At 74.2% G+C, this 16580-nt stretch carries 14 protein-coding genes and 1 pseudogene; 10 read left to right on the top strand and 5 right to left on the bottom strand.

Features of this window, described 5'->3' with window-relative positions:
- Genes ACIBBH_RS25255 through ACIBBH_RS25230 form a run of 6 tightly spaced genes read left to right on the top strand, consistent with a single transcriptional unit; the run spans nt 1 to nt 8909 of the window.
- A complete protein-coding gene (locus ACIBBH_RS25255; protein WP_399408203.1) occupies nt 1-4776 on the top strand; it encodes a beta-ketoacyl synthase N-terminal-like domain-containing protein in 4776 nt (1591 codons plus the stop codon).
- The gene (locus ACIBBH_RS25250) at nt 4773-5093 is read left to right on the top strand and encodes a phosphopantetheine-binding protein (protein ID WP_399408201.1); all 321 of its coding nucleotides are present in this window, start codon (nt 4773-4775) and stop codon (nt 5091-5093) included. The genes ACIBBH_RS25255 and ACIBBH_RS25250 overlap by 4 nt, the downstream gene beginning before the upstream one ends.
- A gap of 3 nt (nt 5094-5096) precedes the next feature.
- Entirely contained in the window at nt 5097-5903 is an 807-nt protein-coding gene (locus ACIBBH_RS25245) for an alpha/beta fold hydrolase (protein WP_399408199.1), read from the top strand.
- Nucleotides 5900-7084, top strand: a complete 1185-nt coding sequence (locus ACIBBH_RS25240) for a glycosyltransferase (RefSeq protein ID WP_399408197.1) — start codon at nt 5900-5902, stop codon at nt 7082-7084. Before ACIBBH_RS25245 ends, ACIBBH_RS25240 begins: the two co-directional genes overlap by 4 nt.
- On the top strand, nt 7081-8235 hold the full coding sequence (locus tag ACIBBH_RS25235; protein WP_399408195.1) for a class I SAM-dependent methyltransferase: 1155 nt from the start codon (nt 7081-7083) through the stop codon (nt 8233-8235). The genes ACIBBH_RS25240 and ACIBBH_RS25235 overlap by 4 nt, the downstream gene beginning before the upstream one ends.
- 23 nt (nt 8236-8258) lie before the next feature.
- Complete coding sequence (locus ACIBBH_RS25230) at nt 8259-8909, top strand: DedA family protein (protein WP_399408193.1); 651 nt, start codon at nt 8259-8261, stop codon at nt 8907-8909.
- A 3-nt stretch (nt 8910-8912) separates the two neighbouring features.
- Here ACIBBH_RS25230 and ACIBBH_RS25225 read toward each other — a convergent pair whose 3' ends face one another.
- The gene (locus ACIBBH_RS25225) at nt 8913-9443 is read right to left on the bottom strand and encodes a gamma carbonic anhydrase family protein (RefSeq protein WP_399408191.1); all 531 of its coding nucleotides are present in this window, start codon (nt 9441-9443) and stop codon (nt 8913-8915) included.
- A 75-nt stretch (nt 9444-9518) separates the two neighbouring features.
- On the opposite strand from ACIBBH_RS25225, the gene ACIBBH_RS25220 reads away from it, so the two are divergent.
- Nucleotides 9519-10322 carry an acyltransferase gene (locus ACIBBH_RS25220; RefSeq protein ID WP_399408189.1) on the top strand — a complete coding sequence of 268 codons (804 nt, stop codon included), beginning with the start codon at nt 9519-9521 and terminating at the stop codon, nt 10320-10322.
- Nucleotides 10323-10344: 22 nt separating this feature from the next.
- Here the strand turns inward: ACIBBH_RS25220 and ACIBBH_RS25215 are convergent, their stop codons facing one another.
- The gene (locus ACIBBH_RS25215; RefSeq protein ID WP_399408187.1) at nt 10345-11202 is read right to left on the bottom strand and encodes an EamA family transporter; all 858 of its coding nucleotides are present in this window, start codon (nt 11200-11202) and stop codon (nt 10345-10347) included.
- Between the two features lie 127 nt (nt 11203-11329).
- Here ACIBBH_RS25215 and ACIBBH_RS25210 point away from each other — a divergent pair, with 127 nt between their 5' ends.
- Entirely contained in the window at nt 11330-11902 is a 573-nt protein-coding gene (locus tag ACIBBH_RS25210; RefSeq protein ID WP_399408185.1) for a helix-turn-helix domain-containing protein, read from the top strand.
- A gap of 23 nt (nt 11903-11925) precedes the next feature.
- Nucleotides 11926-12125 (top strand): annotated as a pseudogene (locus tag ACIBBH_RS25205) (hypothetical protein); the annotation flags it as partial.
- Nucleotides 12126-12145: 20 nt separating this feature from the next.
- Here the strand turns inward: ACIBBH_RS25205 and ACIBBH_RS25200 are convergent.
- A complete protein-coding gene (locus ACIBBH_RS25200) occupies nt 12146-13180 on the bottom strand; it encodes a cation diffusion facilitator family transporter (protein WP_399408183.1) in 1035 nt (344 codons plus the stop codon).
- 61 nt (nt 13181-13241) lie between these two features.
- Here ACIBBH_RS25200 and ACIBBH_RS25195 point away from each other — a divergent pair, with 61 nt between their 5' ends.
- Nucleotides 13242-13601 (top strand): ArsR/SmtB family transcription factor, encoded by a 360-nt coding sequence (locus ACIBBH_RS25195; protein ID WP_399408181.1) that lies wholly within the window; start codon nt 13242-13244, stop codon nt 13599-13601.
- Nucleotides 13602-13634: 33 nt separating this feature from the next.
- On the opposite strand, the gene ACIBBH_RS25190 is transcribed toward ACIBBH_RS25195, so the two are convergent.
- The gene (locus ACIBBH_RS25190) at nt 13635-14858 is read right to left on the bottom strand and encodes a 4-hydroxybenzoate 3-monooxygenase (RefSeq protein ID WP_399408179.1); all 1224 of its coding nucleotides are present in this window, start codon (nt 14856-14858) and stop codon (nt 13635-13637) included.
- A 79-nt stretch (nt 14859-14937) separates the two neighbouring features.
- Nucleotides 14938-16575 (bottom strand): APC family permease, encoded by a 1638-nt coding sequence (locus ACIBBH_RS25185; RefSeq protein WP_399408177.1) that lies wholly within the window; start codon nt 16573-16575, stop codon nt 14938-14940.
- Nucleotides 16576-16580 lie beyond the last annotated feature (5 nt).

Here is a 16580-nt window from a genome sequence, read left to right as displayed (position 1 = left end):
ATGACGTCCCCTCAGGAACCCGTGGCCGTCGTGGGAATGGCCGTCCTGCTGCCCGGCGCCCCCGACCTCGACGCCTACTGGCGCAACCTGCGCGACGGCGTGGACGCGATCGGCGACGTGCCCGAGGGCCGGTGGGACGCCGACTACTACCGGCCCTCGGCCGCGACCGGGCCCGCCGCCGACCAGGTGTACTGCCGGCGCGGCGGGTTCGTGGACGGCCTGGCCGCGGTGGAGGTCACCCGGTTCGGCATCATGCCGTCCTCGGTCGCGGGCACCGAGCCCGACCAGCTGATCGCGCTGCACGTGGCCGCCGCCGCGATCGCCGACGCGGGCGGCGCCGACCGGCTGCCCGACCGGCACCGCGTCGGCGTCGTCCTGGGCCGGGGCGGCTACCTCACCCCCGGCCTGGTCCGGCTCGACCAACGGGTCCGTACGGCGGGTCAGCTCCTGCGCACGCTGGGCGAGTTGCTGCCCGACCTCACACCGGACCAACTCGGCCGCGTCCGGGAGGCGTTCACCGAGCGCCTGGGCCCCGAGAACCCCGAGTCCGCGATCGGCCTGGTGCCCAACCTCGCGGCCTCCCGGATCGCCAACCGGCTCGACCTGCGCGGCCCCGCCTACACCGTGGACGCGGCCTGCGCCTCCTCGCTCGTCGCCGTCGACCAGGCGGTCGGCGAACTCGCCGCCCGGCGCTGCGACCTGATGCTGGCCGGGGGAGTGCACCACTGCCACGACATCACCCTCTGGAGCGTCTTCTCCCAACTGCGCGCCCTCTCCCCGAGCCAGCGCATCCGCCCCTTCCACCGGGACGCCGACGGCATCCTCATCGGCGAGGGCACCGGCGTCGTCGTCCTCAAGCGCCTCGCGGACGCCGAACGCGACGGCGACCGCGTCTACGCGGTGATCCGGGGCACCGGAGTGGCCAGCGACGGCCGTACGTCCGGTCTGGTCAACCCCGACCCGGGCGGACAGACCCAGGCCGTACGCCAGGCCTGGCGGGCCGCCGGCCTCGACCCCGCCGCCCCCGGTTCGGTCGGCCTGCTGGAGGCGCACGGCACCGCGACCCCGGCCGGGGACGCGGCCGAACTGGCCACGCTGGCCCAGGTGTTCGGCCCCGCGGACCCCGGCGCCCCGCACGGCGACGAGCGCGCGGTGCTCGGCTCGGTGAAATCGATGATCGGCCACACCATGCCCGCCGCCGGAGTCGCGGGCCTCGTCAAGGCCGCCCTCGCCGTCCACCACGGCACCCTCCTGCCCACCCTGCACTGCGACGACCCCCACCCCGCCCTCGCCCGCACCCGCTTCCGCCCACTGGAGAAGGCCGCCCCCTGGGAGACCACCCGGGACCGGCCGGTACGCCGGGCCGCGGTGAACGCCTTCGGCTTCGGCGGGATCAACGCCCATGTGGTGCTGGAAGAGGCGCCCGCGGCGCGGGTGCCCCATGTCATGGCGGCGACGGCCGCCGGGAACGGCCCGCGCACCCCCGCTCACGTCACCGAACCCGAACGCGTCCTCCTGCTCGCCGCCGACCACCCGGAGGGGCTCGCCGCGCTCCTCGCCGCCGACGACTCAGCCGTACTCGGCTCCGGTCTGGACAGCGGCCGTACGCACCCTGAGGCCGGCCCCGCGCGGCTCGGTGTCGTCGACCCGACCGCCAAGCGGCTGGCGCTGGCCCGGCGGGCGGTCGCCAAGGGCCGGGCGTGGCAGGGCCGCGGCGACGTCTGGTTCCGGCCCGGACCGCTCCTCGGGCCCGGGCAGGGCAAGCTCGCCTTCGTCTTTCCCGGCCTCGAAGCCGAGTTCACCCCCCGCGTCGACGACATCGCCGCCCACTTCGGCCTGCCCCGCCTCTCGGGGACCACCGCGGACGGCGACGACGTCCGGGTCGGTGACGTGGGCCGGCACGGCGCCGGTGTCGTCGCCGTGGGCCGGCTCCTCGACGCGGCGCTGCGCCGCATGGGCGTGATCCCGGACGCGGTGGCCGGGCACAGCGTCGGCGAGTGGACCGCCATGGCGGTGGCCGGACTCTACTCAGGCGAGGAGGTCGACGCGTTCATGGACGGGTTCGACCCGGACACGGTCACCGTCCCGGGCCTGGCCTTCGGCGCCGTCGGCGCACCCGCCGAGCAGGTCGCCGCCGCCCTGGCCGACGGCTGGGCGGACGCCGGGATCGTACTCTCGCACGACAACGCGCCCAGCCAGTCGATGGTGTGCGGGCCGGACACCGCGGTGACGGAGTTCGTACGGGCCTTCCGCGCCCGGGGTGTGCTGTGCCAGGTGCTGCCCTTCCGGTCCGGGTTCCACACGCCGATGCTCGAGCCCTACCTGTCACCCATCAAGGAGGCCGCGGACCGGTTCCGGCTCCACCCGCCCACCGTCCCCGTCTGGTCCGGGACGACGGCGGCACCCTTCCCCGAGGGCGAGGCCGCCGTGCGCGCGCTCTTCGTCCGGCACCTGCTGGAGCCCGTCCGCTTCCGCCGGCTCGTCGAGGCCCTGTACGACGCCGGCCACCGCGCCTTCGTCCAGGCCGGCCCGGGCCGGCTCGCCTCCCTCGTCGACGACATCCTCGGCGACCGCGACCACCTGGTCGTCGCCGCGAACTCGCCCCACCGGCCCGGCCTCGCCCAACTCCGCCGGACGGCTACGGCGTTGTGGACGGCGGGAGCCCGGGTGGCACCGGCCTTGCCGCGGCCGTCCGCCACCACGGCGGCCCGGCCGCACCGTCCGCCGGTCCGGCTCGATCTGAGCGGGGCGCTCGTGTCCCTCGACGGGCCGGCCCTGACGGCGCTGCGCGCGGAGTTGCGCGGCGCGCCTCCGGCGAGGGAGGCGCGACGGGGAACCGGCCCCGACCTCACCCCGGCCGCCACCGGTCCGTCCCCCCTGGACCTCCTCGCCGAACGCTCCCCGGCCGCCGCCGAGTTGAGCGCGCTCTTGCACGACACCGCGCACACGGCGGCCGCGGTGATCGCGGCGGGCGGCCACAGACACCGGTCGGGCCCGCCCGAGACCGGCCCCGGGTCCCGGGCCACCACCGACACCCGGCAGACGACCGTTCCGGTCCCGGCGGTCCCGGCGCGGGCCGGCGCCCCGGCCCCCGCGCAGCCCGGCGTCCCCACCCCCGCGGCCCCCGGCCGGGCCCCCGCCCCGTCGGCCCACCACGCCCCCACCCTTTCGGCCCCCCGTCAGACCGCCACCCCCGTCCCCCCACCCACCTGGCACACCACCGTCCGCGTCTCCCCCGACACCATGCCCCACCTGCTCGACCACTGCTTCTTCCCCCAGCGCCCCGGCTGGCCGGACGTGGCCGACCGGTGGCCGGTCGTGCCGGCGACCACGATCGTGCGGCACATGATGGACGCGGCGGAGCAGGCGGTCCCCGGCATGCGGGCGGTGGCCGTGCACGGGGCGCGCTTCGACCGGTGGCTCACCGCCACGCCTCCCGTCGACGTCCCGGTCACCGTCACCCGCACCCCGGACGATCCGCACCGCCTCGCCGTCTCCTTCGGCCCCACGGCCCGCGCCGTCGTCGAAATCGCCGCCCGCCACCCCGCACCGCCCACGCCGCGCACGGCTCCCCCCACCCCGGAACGCCGCCCGGACCACACCGCCGCCCAGCTCTACGCCGAGCGCTGGATGTTCCACGGACCGGCGTTCCAGGGCGTCACCGAGCTCACCGGGATCGGCGACACGCACGTACGCGGGGTGATCACCACCCCCACCGCCCCCGGCGCCCTGCTCGACAACGTGGGCCAGATCCTCGGCTACTGGATCATGGCGACCCGGGCTGAGAGGACCGTCGTGTTCCCCGTTCAGATGCGGCACATGCGGTTCCATGGACCGCACCCGGCGCCCGGCACCGAGGTGGAGTGCCTGGCCCGGATCACCTCGCTCACCGACACCGTCCTCGAAGCGGACGCGGAACTGACCGTCGCCGGGCGGGTGTGGGCGCGGCTGACCGGCTGGCAGGACCGCCGCTTCGACAACGACCCGCAGACCCGGCCCGTCGAGCGCTTCCCCGAGCGCAACACCCTCTCCGAGCCCCGGCCCGGCGGCTGGTCGCTGCTGCACGAGCGCTGGCCGGACCTCGCCTCCCGCGAGCTGATCATGCGCAACTCGCTGGGCGGCCCGGAGCGCGCGGAGTACGCCGGGCACGCGCCGCGCGGCCGCAGGCAGTGGCTGCTCGGCCGGATCGCGGTCAAGGACGCGGTACGGCGCTGGCTCTGGGAGCACGGCGAGGGACCCGTCTTCCCGGCCGAGATCCGGGTGCACAACGACGACCTGGGCCGCCCCTGCGTCACCGGCGTCCACGGCCGCACCCTGCCCCCGCTGGACGTCTCGCTGGCTCACCGCGCCGAGGCGGGCGTGGCGATCGTACGGCCGCACACGCCCGGCCCCGGCCCCGGCATCGACATCGAGGAGGTCGCCGAACGGGACGCGGCCACGATGGCCGCCGCGCTCGGCACGGACGAGCTCCGGTTGCTGCGCGCCCTGTGCGCGGAGGGGGACGCGTCGCTGTGGTTCACCCGGTTCTGGGCCGCCAAGGAGGCCGTGGCCAAGGCGGAGGGCACCGGATTCGGCGGGCGCCCACGGGACTTCGCCGTCTTCCACGCGGCACCGGCGGGGGACCGGCTGCTGGTCTCCGGCCGCCTGGAACGCGCCTACACCGTCCACTGCGCACCGGTCGGCAATCCCCCCGCACTGCCGGCCCGGGACTACGTCGTGGCCTGGACGACGGGCCCGGCACGCGAAGACGACGACCAGGAGGAGCAGGAGCGATGAATCCCAACGAGCCGACCACCCCGTACGCCGACGAGGAGGCGGTGCTCGCCGACATCAGGGGCATGCTCCTGACCCTCCTGGAGGAGTACGGCGACGAGGACCTCGACATCGGCATGACCACCACGTTCAACCGCGACCTGGAGCTGGAGAGCATCGACCTGGTGACCCTGGCCGGGATGCTGAAGGAGCACTACGGGAACCGGGTCGGCTTCGCCGAGTTCCTGGCCGGCATGGAGTTCGAGGAGATCATCGAGCTCACCGTCGGCAGGCTCGTCGAGCACGTCGCGCGGAGCCTCGAGGCCGCGGAGGCGAGCTGACGGATGGCCATGGTCGACACCGGCGACATCCGGCTGCACGTGCAGAGACTGGGCCCCGAGGACGGCCGTACCCCGGTCGCCACCGCCGTGCTCGTGCACGGCCTGCTCACCGACAGCCTGGCCAGCTACTACTTCACCGTGGCCCCGCGGTTCGCGGCCGCGGGCGTCGACGTGGTCATGTACGACCTGCGCGGCCACGGCCGCAGCGAGCGCCCGCCCACCGGCTACACCCTCGACCACAACATCGACGACCTCGAGGCACTCCTCGACCGGCTGGCGATCAGCGGCCCGGTCCACCTGGTCGGCAACTCCTACGGCGGCACGATCGCCTTCGGTTACGCCGCCCGCCACCCCGAGCGCACGGCCAGCCTCACCCTCATCGAGTCCGAACCGGCGACCGCGGCCTGGGTGGTGAAACTCGGCGGCATCCTGGACCGCGTGGTGACCGAGCTGGCGTACAACGAGCCCGACGCGATCGCCTGGATCGCCGCGCACCGCGGCCACAACACCGCCCGCCTTGCCAAGGGCGCCGCACGGCTCGCCCGGGACACCACCCTCGGCCGGGACATCCCCGCCAGCCGGGTGCTCACCGAGGACGGGATCAGGGCCGTACGCTGTCCCGTCCTCGGCGTCTACGGCGGCGACTCGGACCTGGTGGAGCTGGTGCCGCTGAAGGAGGCGCTGCTCGCGGACTTCCGGTCCGTGGTGCTGCCGGGGCACGAGCACTCCGTCCTGGTGGAGGCGGCCACGGCCGTCGGCGGGCACGTCCTGGACCTGATCCGCTCCGCGGGCGCCGAGGCCGTCCGGTGAGCGCGTTCCTGTTCGTCGTACCGCCCCTGGTCGGGCACATCAACCCGACGGTGGGCGTCGCCGCCCAGCTCGCCGGGCGCGGCCACCGGGTGGCCTGGGCGTGCCCGGACCCCGGGCTGGTACGGCGGCTCGCGGGCCCGGACGCCGTCGTCCTCGCGTGCGCGGGACTCGCCCCGGCCACGCGCCCGCCGCGGCTGCGCGGCCCGGAGGCGCTGAAGTTCCTGTGGGAGGGGTACCTGCTGCCCCTCGCCGACGCCATGGCGCCCGGGGTGCGGACGGCCGCCGAGGAGTTCCGGCCCGATGTCGTCGTCGCCGACCAGCAGGCCTTCGCCGGTGCCCTGGTGGCCGAACGCCTCGGCCTGCCCTGGGCCACCTCCGCCACCACCTCCGCCGAGCTGACCGGCGCCTACGACGGCATCCCCAAGGTCGCCGACTGGCTGCGGGCGCGCCTGGCCGAGCTGCGCGCCCGCGTCGGCGACCCGGCCGGCGACGCCGACCCGCGCTTCTCGCCCCACCTGGTGCTGGCCTTCAGCACACCCGAACTCGCCGGCCCGTCGGCCGCCCGGGGCGGCCACATCCACTACGTCGGCCCCTCGATCGCCGGCCGCCCGGCCGCGCCCGGCTTCCCCTGGGAGTGGCTGGACCCCGGACGGGCGAAGGTCCTGGTCACTCTCGGCACCGCCAACGCCGACGTGGGCGGGCGCTTCCTCGCCGCATGCGTGAGCGCGCTGCGGGAGCGGGCCGACCGGGTGCAGGCGGTGGTGGCCGACCCGGGCGGCACCCTCGCCGCCACCGACCACGACAAGGACGTACTGGTCCTGCCCGCCGTCCCCCAACTGCCGCTCCTGGAACGGGTCGACGCGGTGGTCTGCCACGCCGGGCACAACACCGTCTGCGAGGCCCTCTGGCACGGTGTCCCGCTCGTCGTCGCCCCCATCCGCGACGACCAGCCCGTGGTGGCGGCCCAGGTCGCCGACGCCGGAGCGGGCGTCCGGGTGCGGTTCGGCCGGGTCACCGCGGCCCGGCTGGGCCCGGCCCTCGACGCCGTGCTCCACGAACCCGCCCACCGCGCCGCGGCCGGCCGCCTCCGCGCGGCCTTCCGCGCGGCGGGCGGCGCCCCGGCCGCCGCCACCCGCCTCGAGCGACTGGCCGCCGACGCACGCCCGGAGGAGACCCGATGAGCAACGAACCCCAGGGCACCGACCGCGCCGCGCGGATCGCCGCGCTGCGTCCCGCCTACCAGTGCGACCTGGCCGACGGTGCGGACCGCTTCTTCGCGCCCCGGCGCACCACCTGCCCCTGGTGCGGCTCGGACCGACTGACCAGCCGGCTGCGCACCACCGACCTGCTCCAGCACAAACCGGGCCGCTTCCTCCTCGACCGCTGCCGGCAGTGCGGGCACACCTTTCAGAACCCGGCGCTGAACGAGGCGGGCCTGGAGTTCTACTACCGGGACTTCTACGACGGTCTCGGTGAGCGGAAGACGGGCGGCACCTTCGGGGGCCGCACGAAGATGTACCGGGGTCGCGCGGAGTCGATGCTGCCGCACGACCCCACCCCGAAGAACTGGCTCGACGTCGGCACCGGCCACGGCCACTTCTGCGAGGCCGCCCGCGACGTGCTGCCCGGCACGGCCTTCGACGGGCTCGACTTCACCGACGGTGTCGAACTCGCCGAACGCGCGGGCCGCGTGGAGCACGGCCACCGTGGTCTCTTCCCCGGCCTGGCCCCGGACCTCACCGCCCGCTACGACGTCGTCAGCATGTTCCACTACCTGGAACACAGCGCCGACCCGGACCGCGAGCTGCGCGCCGCCCACCAGGTCCTCCGTCCCGGCGGCCACCTGCTCATCGAGGTCCCCGACCCCGAGAGCCGCTACGCCCGCATCCTCGGCCGCTGGTGGCTGCCCTGGCTGCAGCCACAGCACCTGCACTTCATGCCGGTCGCCAACCTCCGCCGGCGGCTCACCGACCTCGGCTTCACGGTGGTCGCCGAGCAGCACGCGGAGCCGCACGACCCGGTCGACCTGCTCGCCGCCGTCTGGCTGGCCCTGGACCACACCGCACCGCGCGAGGACGCCCCCTGGCTGCCCGAACCGCCGGGCGCCCTCAGCCGCGGTCTGCGCACCGCGACCCTGCTCGCGGGCGTCCCCGCCCTGGCCCTCGCCACCCTTGTCGACCGCCTGGCGGTACGGCCCCTGTCCCACCGCCTCCACCTGTCCAACGCCTACCGTCTCGTGGCCCGCCGGGACCGAGAGGCGTCGGAGTCCGCCGGTGAACCGGTAGCCTTCACAGGGAAGGACGCGCACGACGGGTGCCGTCCGCAGCTGTGAGGACGACAGGGGAGGAACCGGCGGTGCACGTCCAGGAATGGCTCGATTCGGTGCCCGCGGCCGCCGTCTACGCCGTGGTGGCCCTGGTGATCGGTCTGGAGAGCCTGGGCATCCCGCTGCCGGGCGAGATCATCCTGGTCTCGGCGGCCCTGATGTCCTCCCAGCACTCCGGCGTCAACCCCGTGGTGCTGGGCGCCTGCGCCACCGCCGGCGCCGTCATCGGCGACTCCATCGGCTACGCCATCGGCCGCAAGGGCGGCCGCCCGCTGCTCGCCTGGCTGGGCAGGAAGTTCCCCAGGCACTTCAGCGAGGGGCACGTCGCCACCGCCGAGCGGTCCTTCGAGAAGTGGGGCATGTGGGCCGTCTTCTTCGGCCGCTTCGTCGCCCTGCTCCGCATCTTCGCGGGCCCGCTCGCCGGCGTGCTGCACATGCCGTACTGGAAGTTCCTCATCGCCAACCTCCTCGGCGGCATCTGCTGGGCGGGCGGCACGACCGCGGTCATCTACTACGTCGGAGTCGTCGCCGAGGACTGGCTCAAGCGGTTCTCGTATCTGGGCCTGGTGGTGGCGGTCCTGATCGGCGTGACGTCGATGCTGGTGCTGAAGCGCAAGGCGAAGAAGGCGGCGGCCGAGAGCCAGGAAGCCGAACCGGAACCCGTTCCGGCCGCCGACTAGGGCTCAGTCCTGGTGCACCTCATGGTGCGTCTTGGCCAACTCCGCGTACAGGGTGCCGTTGAGCGTGACCCCCTCACGCTCTTCCCCGGTCAGCTCACGCCTGACCTTCGCCGGCACCCCCGCCACCAGCGACCCCGGCGGCACGACCATCCCCTGCGGCACCAACGCCTGCGCGGCGACCAGCGACCCCGCTCCGATCACCGCACCGTTGAGCACGGTCGCCCCCATACCGATCAGGCAGTCGTCCTCGACGGTGGCCCCGTGCACCACGGCGTTGTGCCCGATGGACACCCGCTCCCCGACGCTGACCGGAAACCCGGGGTCGGCATGCAGCGTCACGTTGTCCTGGACATTGGCATCGGCCCGGACGGTGATCCGCTCCACGTCCCCGCGCACCACGGCCCCGTACCAGACGCTCGCCCCCGCCTCCACCGTCACGTCCCCGATCAGGGAAGCCGTGGGCGCCACGAACGCCTGCGGGTCGACCTTGGGTTCCCTGCCGCCGATGCCCACGATCAGCGCCTTGTGCGTCATCGCCCTCTCCTCGTCGTCGGGTACCTCCGCACCGTACGCCACCCGGTGGGGTGAAGATCACAGCACTCCTACCTCTTGGGCGGACCGCGCGCTGAGTACCGTGAGCGGGTGCCCGAGCCCAAGAACACGTTCTCGTTCTCCTCCTGGCGGCGCCGCCTCCTCCAGCGCGCCGTGCACGCGGGCTGGGCGTGGGTGCAGCGCACGGGCTCCGTCACCGCCGAGAGCCCGGGACGGCTGCGCTTCGGCGCGATGGGAACGGGTACCAGGCTGGCCTTCCCGCTGGGCACGGTCTTCGGCGAGCCCTGGATCCACCTGGGCGCCCACTGCATCATCGGCGAGCAGGTCACCCTGACCGCGGGCCTCATGCCCGACCTCGACCTCGGCCCCGAACCCATCCTGCGCATCGGCGACGGCGTCGTCCTCGGCCGCGGCAGCCACGTCATCGCCGACACGACGGTCTCCATCGGCAGCGACTGCTACTTCGGGCCGTACGTCTACGTCACGTCCACCAACCACTCCTACGACGACCCGCACGAGCCCATCGGCAAGCAGTGGCCGCGGATGGACCCGGTGGAGATCGGACCGGGGTGCTGGATCGGCACCGGCGCGGTGGTCCTGCCGGGCGCGCGGATCGGCCGGAACGTGGTCGTGGCCGCCGGCGCGGTGGTCCGCGGGACCGTGCCGGACCACGCCGTGGTGGCCGGCGCGCCCGCCCGCGTCGTCCGGCGCTGGACCGCGGCCGAGGGCTGGCAGCCCCCGCTCCGGACCCCGCCGCCGGTGCCGATTCCGGAAGGCGTCACCCCCGAGCAGTTGCTGGCGCTGGCGGATCTGGACGAGGAGGGCGCGGCCCGGCTCGCCGAGCTGGAGACCGAGGGCTGACTCGGATCCCCCTTCGGGACTCTCAGCCCGTCGCGAGCAGCAGTGTCCCCAGCAGGGCCAGGCCCGCGCCCGCAGCCTGGACCGCCCTCAGCCGTTCGCTGAGGAAGCCGCGGGCGGCCAGGGCGGTCACCACCGGGTAGAGCGAGGCGAGTACGGCGGCCACGGTGACCGGGCCGTGCTGGGCGGCGACCGAGTAGGTGCCGTTGGCGGCGACATCGGCGAGGCCGACGAACGAGAGCGCCGGCAGCGAGGCCCAGGGGAAGCCGCCCGCCGGGAGCGCGGAGCCGCCCCGCCTCACGGAGACGTACAGCGCGGCGCCGCCCGCGGCGACGTTCGTCACGCGCTGCACGAACAGCGCCAGGAACAGGCCGGTCACGGTGGTCGAAGCCTCCGCGATCAGCGCGAACACCGTGCCGAAGCCGAGCGCCGCGACCAGCGTGAGCAGGATCGTCTGCCGCTGCACCGGCGCCCCCCGCAGCTGCGGCCCGCCCGCGAGGACCACACCGGCGACGGCGACCGCGATGCCCGCGACCTGCGTGAGGCCGGGGCGCTCGCCGAGGACGAGGCCGACGCCGACGGGGACGGCGACGCTGAGGGTGGCGAGCGGTGAGACCACGCCCATCGGCCCCAGCGCCAGTGCCTTGTAGAACGAGAGCAGCGCGACCGGGCCCACCAGGCCCGCCGCGAAGGCGAACCACAGGCGCGGGCCTGCCTCGCTCCAGCCGCCGGTGGCGACCACGATCGCGCCCAGCACGGCCGCCGCGATCGCCTGCGAGACGACGACCACCGTCAGCGCCGGTGTACGTCGTGTCAGCAGCCCGCCGCCGAAGTCGGCCAGCCCCCACAGGAGACTGGTGGTCAGGGCGAAGAATGCTGTCACGGGCCGCCTCGCAGTACAGTTCGGTGAACGATCGGGTGCACCCCACCGTAGTTCAGTGAAGTGAACTCTGTCATCTATCATATTGGACCGGTGGTGAACCGGGCCGGACCGGACTCTTGGACGTGATGTGTCGGACCTCGACCTGCTGACCCAGTCCCTGGCGCGCAACGTCAAGCGCTGGCGCACTGAGCGCGGCTTCACCCTGGACACGCTGGCCGGCCGCGCGGGAGTCAGCCGCGGCATGCTCATCCAGATCGAACAGGCCCGCACCAACCCCAGCATCGGCACGGTCGTCAAGATCGGCGACGCGCTCGGCGTCAGCATCACCACGCTGCTCGACTACGAGCAGGGCCCCAAGGTCCGGATCGTCCCCGCCGACCAGGCCGTACGGCTGTGGCACACCGACGCGGGCAGCTACAACCGGCTCCTAGCGGGCACCGAGGCCCCCGGCCCGCTGGAGATGTGGGACTGGCACCTGATGCCCGGCGAGCGCAGCCCCTCCGACCCGCACCCCACCGGCACGGTCGAGCTCGTCCACGTCACGGCGGGCGAGCTGACGCTCACCGTCGACGGCGTGGAGTACCGGGTCCCGGCAGGCGCGAGCGTCTCCTTCGAGGCCGACACCCCGCACACGTACGGCAACCAGGGCGACGTCCCGATGGAGATGGTCATGGCCGTCTCCGTCCCGCCCGTGCACTGAGGCGCCCGGACGGCTTTGCCGGCGTGCCGGACGCGCCCATCGGACACCTCGACCACGCCACACCCGCCCCGGACGCCCTCGGGAACTGACCCGCCCGGTCGCCGACGCCGTACGCCACCGGAACGGCAGCGTCCCCGCCGAGCGGATCGGCTACGTCGACACCGACCCGCAGTGGGCCGACACTGCCACCTTCGCCGAGCTGCCGGGGGCGGTGGTGCTGGAGGGGCTGGGGCCGTCCCGAGGTCAGACCGTCAGGTGGTGGGCCAGCGGCAGGTGCGGGTCCGCCTCGCCCGGAGCGGGTGCCGGATCCGCGTGCACGAGGGCCGCGGTGAGCCTCGGGACGGCGTGCAGCAGGGCGTGCTCGGCCTCGACGGCGACCGCGTGCGCCTGGCGGACCGTCGCCTCGCCGTCCACCACGACGGCGACCTCCGCCCGCAGCCGGTGCCCGATCCACCGCAGCCGCAGCTCGCCGACCTCCCGCACGCCCGCGACCTCCCGCAGCGCCCGCTCGGCCCGGTCCACCAGCGCCGGGTCGACGGCGTCCATCACCCGCCGGAACACCTCGCGCGCCGCGTCCCGCAGCACCAGCGCGATCGCCGCCGTGATCGCCAGCCCCACGAGCGGGTCGGCCAACTGCCACCCCAGGGCGGACCCTCCGGCGCCGGCCAGCACGGCCAGTGACGTGAAGCCGTCCGTACGGGCGTGCAGACCGTCGGCGACCAGCGCGGCCGAGCCGATCGCGCGGCCCACCCGGATCCGGTACCGGGCCACCCACTCGTTCCCCGCGAACCCGGCCAGCGCGGCCACGGCGACGGCCGGGACGTGCGCGACGGGCCGCGGGTCCAGCAGCCGGTCCACCGCCGCCCATGCCGCGAAGGCCGCCGACGCGGCGATCGTCAGCACGATCGCGATGCCCGCGAGATCCTCGGCCCGCCCGTATCCGTAGGTGAAGCGGCGCGTCGGGGCGCGCCGGCCGAGCGCGAAGGCGATGCCCAGCGGTACGGCGGTCAGCGCGTCCGCGGCGTTGTGCACCGTGTCGCCGAGCAGTGCCACCGACCCGGAGGCGCCCACGACGACCGCCTGCACCAGCGCCGTCGCGCCCAGCACGGCCAGCGAGACCCACAGGGCGCGCATGCCGCGCGCGCTCGACTCCAGCGCCGGGTCGAGCTTGTCGGCGGTCTCGTGGGAGTGGGGGGTGAGGAGGTGGGCGAGGCGGTGACGGGCGGAGGGCCGGTGGTGGTGCTCGTGGTGAGGATGGTGAGGGTGCCGGTCGCTCACGTGGTTCCCCTTTCGGTGCGGGAAGTGGACGTACGGCAGTCCACAGAGCCATTATGTGCGTATGAGCGCACGCATGCACCTGTCACCTGCGCACCATGCGCACCCGCGCACCCCGGGCGAGGAACAGTTCGCGCTCGCCGCCGAACTCCTCGCCCTGCTCGGCGACCGCACCCGCCTCGCCCTGCTGCACGCCCTGACGGCGGGGGAGGCCGACGTCACGACCCTCACGGCGGCCTGCGGGGCGGCCCGGCCCGCCGTCAGCCAGCACCTGGCCCGGCTGCGGCTCGCGGGGCTGGTGAACACGCGCAAGGAGGGCCGCCGGGTGGTCTACTCGCTGCGCGACGGCCATCTGCGCCGCCTCGTCGACGAGGCGCTGAACGTGGCGGACCACCGGCTGAGCGACCGGCCGGTGCACGACTGACGGAGGTCATGCCCGCGTGCCTGCGTACGTGCCTCAGTACTGCGCGGCCGTGCCCAGGTACTGCTCCGCGAACGCGGCGGCCGCGGCCGGTGAGGTGAACAGGCGGCGCAGCCGGGCCAGCGTGGTGCCCGCGCGGTAGGGGTCGCCGGAGGCGGCTCCGTGGTAGATGCCGGACAGCCACTGCGAGAACTCCTGGTAGTCCCACACTCGCCGCAGGCACGCCGCCGAGTAGCCGTCCAGCCCGCCGCCGTCGCCCCCGGTGAGGAACGCGGCGAGCGCGTCGCCGAGCAGGAAGGCGTCGTGCAGGGCCAAGTTCATGCCCTTGGCCGCGATGGGCGCGGTGACGTGGGCGGCGTCACCGGCGAGGAACAGCCGCCCGAACACCAGCGGTTCGACGACGTAGTCGTGCATGTCCAGCACGCGCTTCTCGATCAGCCGCCCCTCCGTCAGCGGCGGCGCGCCCGCCGCGCCCAGCCGCTCCCGCAGCTCGGTCCAGACGCGCTCGTTTCCCCAGTTCTCCGGGTCGTCGCCGGGCGGGCACTGCAGGTAGTAGCGGGTGACCTCGGGGCTGCGCGCCATGTGCCCGGCGAAGCCGCGCGGATGGACGCCGAACAGGACGCAGTCGGACGACGGCGGCGCCTCGGCGAGCAGCGCCAGCCAGCCGATGCCGTAGTCGTGCCGCGCGATCCGGGCCCGCCCGGCCGGCAGCGCGTTCCTCGTCACGCCGCGCGCCCCGTCGCAGCCCGCGACGAACGCGCAGCGGATCACCCGGCGTTCGTCCGTCTCCGGGCACAGGTACGACACCGAGGGCCGGTCCGTGTCGAGGTCGTGCAGCCGTACGTCCCGCACGCCGAAGCGGATGTCGCCGCTCCGGACGTCGGCGTACTCGCGCACCAGGTCGGTCACCAGCAACGGCTGTGGATACACGTAGTGGTGATGGCCCGTCAGGTCCGTGTAGGGGAACCGGTACCGCTCGCCGCCGAAGCGGAACTCGCACTCGGTGTGCGCCTGGGCCCGGACCGGCAGGTCCTCGGCCAGCCCGCGCCGCCCGAGCTCGCGCACCGCCCACTCCTCGACGACGCCGGCCCTCGGCCGCGTCTCGGTGAACTCCCGGCTCTCGGTCTCCAGGACCACGCAGTCGACGGAGGCGGCCCGCAGGATGCTGCCGACGGTGAGCCCGGCGGGCCCGGCGCCCACGACGACGACCGGACGGTGCTCCGCGGAGGGGGAACGGGGGTGGGGTGAGGGCAGCGGCACCCGAGCATTATGACGGTGTCCCGTCAGCCGCGGCCGGGGAGCCGTGGCGGACGGGACACCGCATCGGTACGGGGGCGGGTCAGTGCGCCGGAGCGTCGGTGAGCACGACCTCCTCGATGCTGCGCTCGATCTCCTCGGGCTTCGAGGCGGTCGCCCGGGCCCAGTAGTAAATGACCACGGAGAAGGCGGCGACGACCAGGATGTCCCACCACAGCGGGATGTTGCCCTGACCGCCGAAGGTGCTCTGCCACGAGATCAGGCCCAGGCCCACCAGGTAGGCCGGCAGCCACTGCGCGGCGCGGAAGTCGAGCCGGGGCGCGTCGGGCCGTCCCTTGCTGGTGGCGTACCAGGCGTAGCTGCCGAGCAGCACGTAGCCGAGGACGATCGCGAAGCCCAGCCGCCACAGGGTGTCCCAGCCGGCCCAGTAGATGATCAGGTTGGCCACCACGAAGGACAGCGGCGAGATGATCTTGCCGCCGGGCAGCCGGTAGGGACGCTCGTGGTTCGGCAGGCGGTCGGCGAAGACGCCGTAGGCCAGCGGTGCGCCCGCGTACATCAGCACGCTCGCCGAGGTGATGAAGCCGACCAGCTCCTGCCAGCTCGGGAAGGGCAGGAAGCAGACCACACCGGTCACGAAGGACATGGCGAGACCGAACCACGGCACGCCGCGCGCGTCCGTCTTGGCGAACGCCTTCGGCGCGTAGCCGTTCTTGGCCAGGCCGTAGGAGACGCGGGAGGTGGCGGTGGTGTAGATCAGGCCGGTGCCGCCGGGGGAGATGATCGCGTCGACGTAGAGCACCCAGCCCAGCCAGCCCAGGCCCACCAGGGTCGCCAGGCCCGCCCAGGGGCCGCTGATGCCGGCGAAGTCGAGCTTGGCCCAGCCGTGCGCGAAGGAGGCGTGCGGCAGCGCGGCGATGAACACGACCTGCAGGAGGATGTAGATCACGGCGCCGATCGCGACCGAGCCGAGGGTCGCCCGCGGCAGGTCGCGCTTCGGGTTACGGCTCTCGCCCGCCAGCTGGATCGCCTGCTCGAAGCCCAGCAGGGCGAAGATGATGCCGCTGGAGCTGATGGCGCCGAGGACACCCTTGGCGCCGAACGGCGCGAAGCCCTCCGAGGTGAAGTTGGCCGGGTGGAAGTTGCCCACGGCGATGATGAAGATCGCGGCAAGGGGGACGGCGATCTTCCACCAGGTGGCGGCGCTGTTGGTGTGCGCGAGAGCCCGGACACCGAAGAAGTTGACCCCGACGAAGACGGCCATCAGAAGGACGGCGGTGAGGAAACCGCTGGTCGTCAGCGTGCCGTCGGTGTGCTGCAGGCCCTGGGCCCACTTCCAGTGACCGGCGTAGCCGATCATGGCCTCGACCTCGATCGGGGCCACGGTCGCCGCCTGCAGCCAGGCGAACCAGCCGAAGGACATGCCGGCCAGGCCGCCGAAGGCGTAGTGCGGGTAGCGGGCCGTGCCACCCGCCACCGGGAACATGCCGCCGAGCTCGGCGTGCACGAGGGCCAGCAGCACGATCGCGACCGCGCCGATCACCCACGAGATGATCGCTGCGGGACCGGCCACCACGACCGCCTTCTCGGCTCCGTACAGCCATCCGGAGCCGATGATGGACCCCACGGAGGCCCACATCAGTCCGATCAGACCGACGTCCCTCCTCAGGCCGCCGGGATCGTTCTTGGTCGTCGGCACGGCACGGTCAACGTTCACCATGTGCA

The organism is Streptomyces sp. NPDC051636, from assembly GCF_044453765.1.
In the GTDB taxonomy this organism is placed as follows: Bacteria; Actinomycetota; Actinomycetes; order Streptomycetales; family Streptomycetaceae; genus Streptomyces.
The sequence above is the reverse complement of the archived record's forward strand: the minus strand, read 5'-3'. Positions and strand labels throughout refer to the sequence as shown.

Coding starts and splice junctions, on each gene's coding strand:
- ACIBBH_RS25255 (WP_399408203.1), top strand. CDS start 1: ATGACGTCCCCTCAGGAACCCGTGGCCGTCGTGGGAATGGCCGTCCTG.
- ACIBBH_RS25250 (WP_399408201.1), top strand. CDS start 4,773: ATGAATCCCAACGAGCCGACCACCCCGTACGCCGACGAGGAGGCGGTG.
- ACIBBH_RS25245 (WP_399408199.1), top strand. CDS start 5,097: ATGGCCATGGTCGACACCGGCGACATCCGGCTGCACGTGCAGAGACTG.
- ACIBBH_RS25235 (WP_399408195.1), top strand. CDS start 7,081: ATGAGCAACGAACCCCAGGGCACCGACCGCGCCGCGCGGATCGCCGCG.
- ACIBBH_RS25225 (WP_399408191.1), bottom strand. CDS start 9,443: ATGACGCACAAGGCGCTGATCGTGGGCATCGGCGGCAGGGAACCCAAG.
- ACIBBH_RS25195 (WP_399408181.1), top strand. CDS start 13,242: ATGAGCGCACGCATGCACCTGTCACCTGCGCACCATGCGCACCCGCGC.
- ACIBBH_RS25185 (WP_399408177.1), bottom strand. CDS start 16,575: ATGGTGAACGTTGACCGTGCCGTGCCGACGACCAAGAACGATCCCGGC.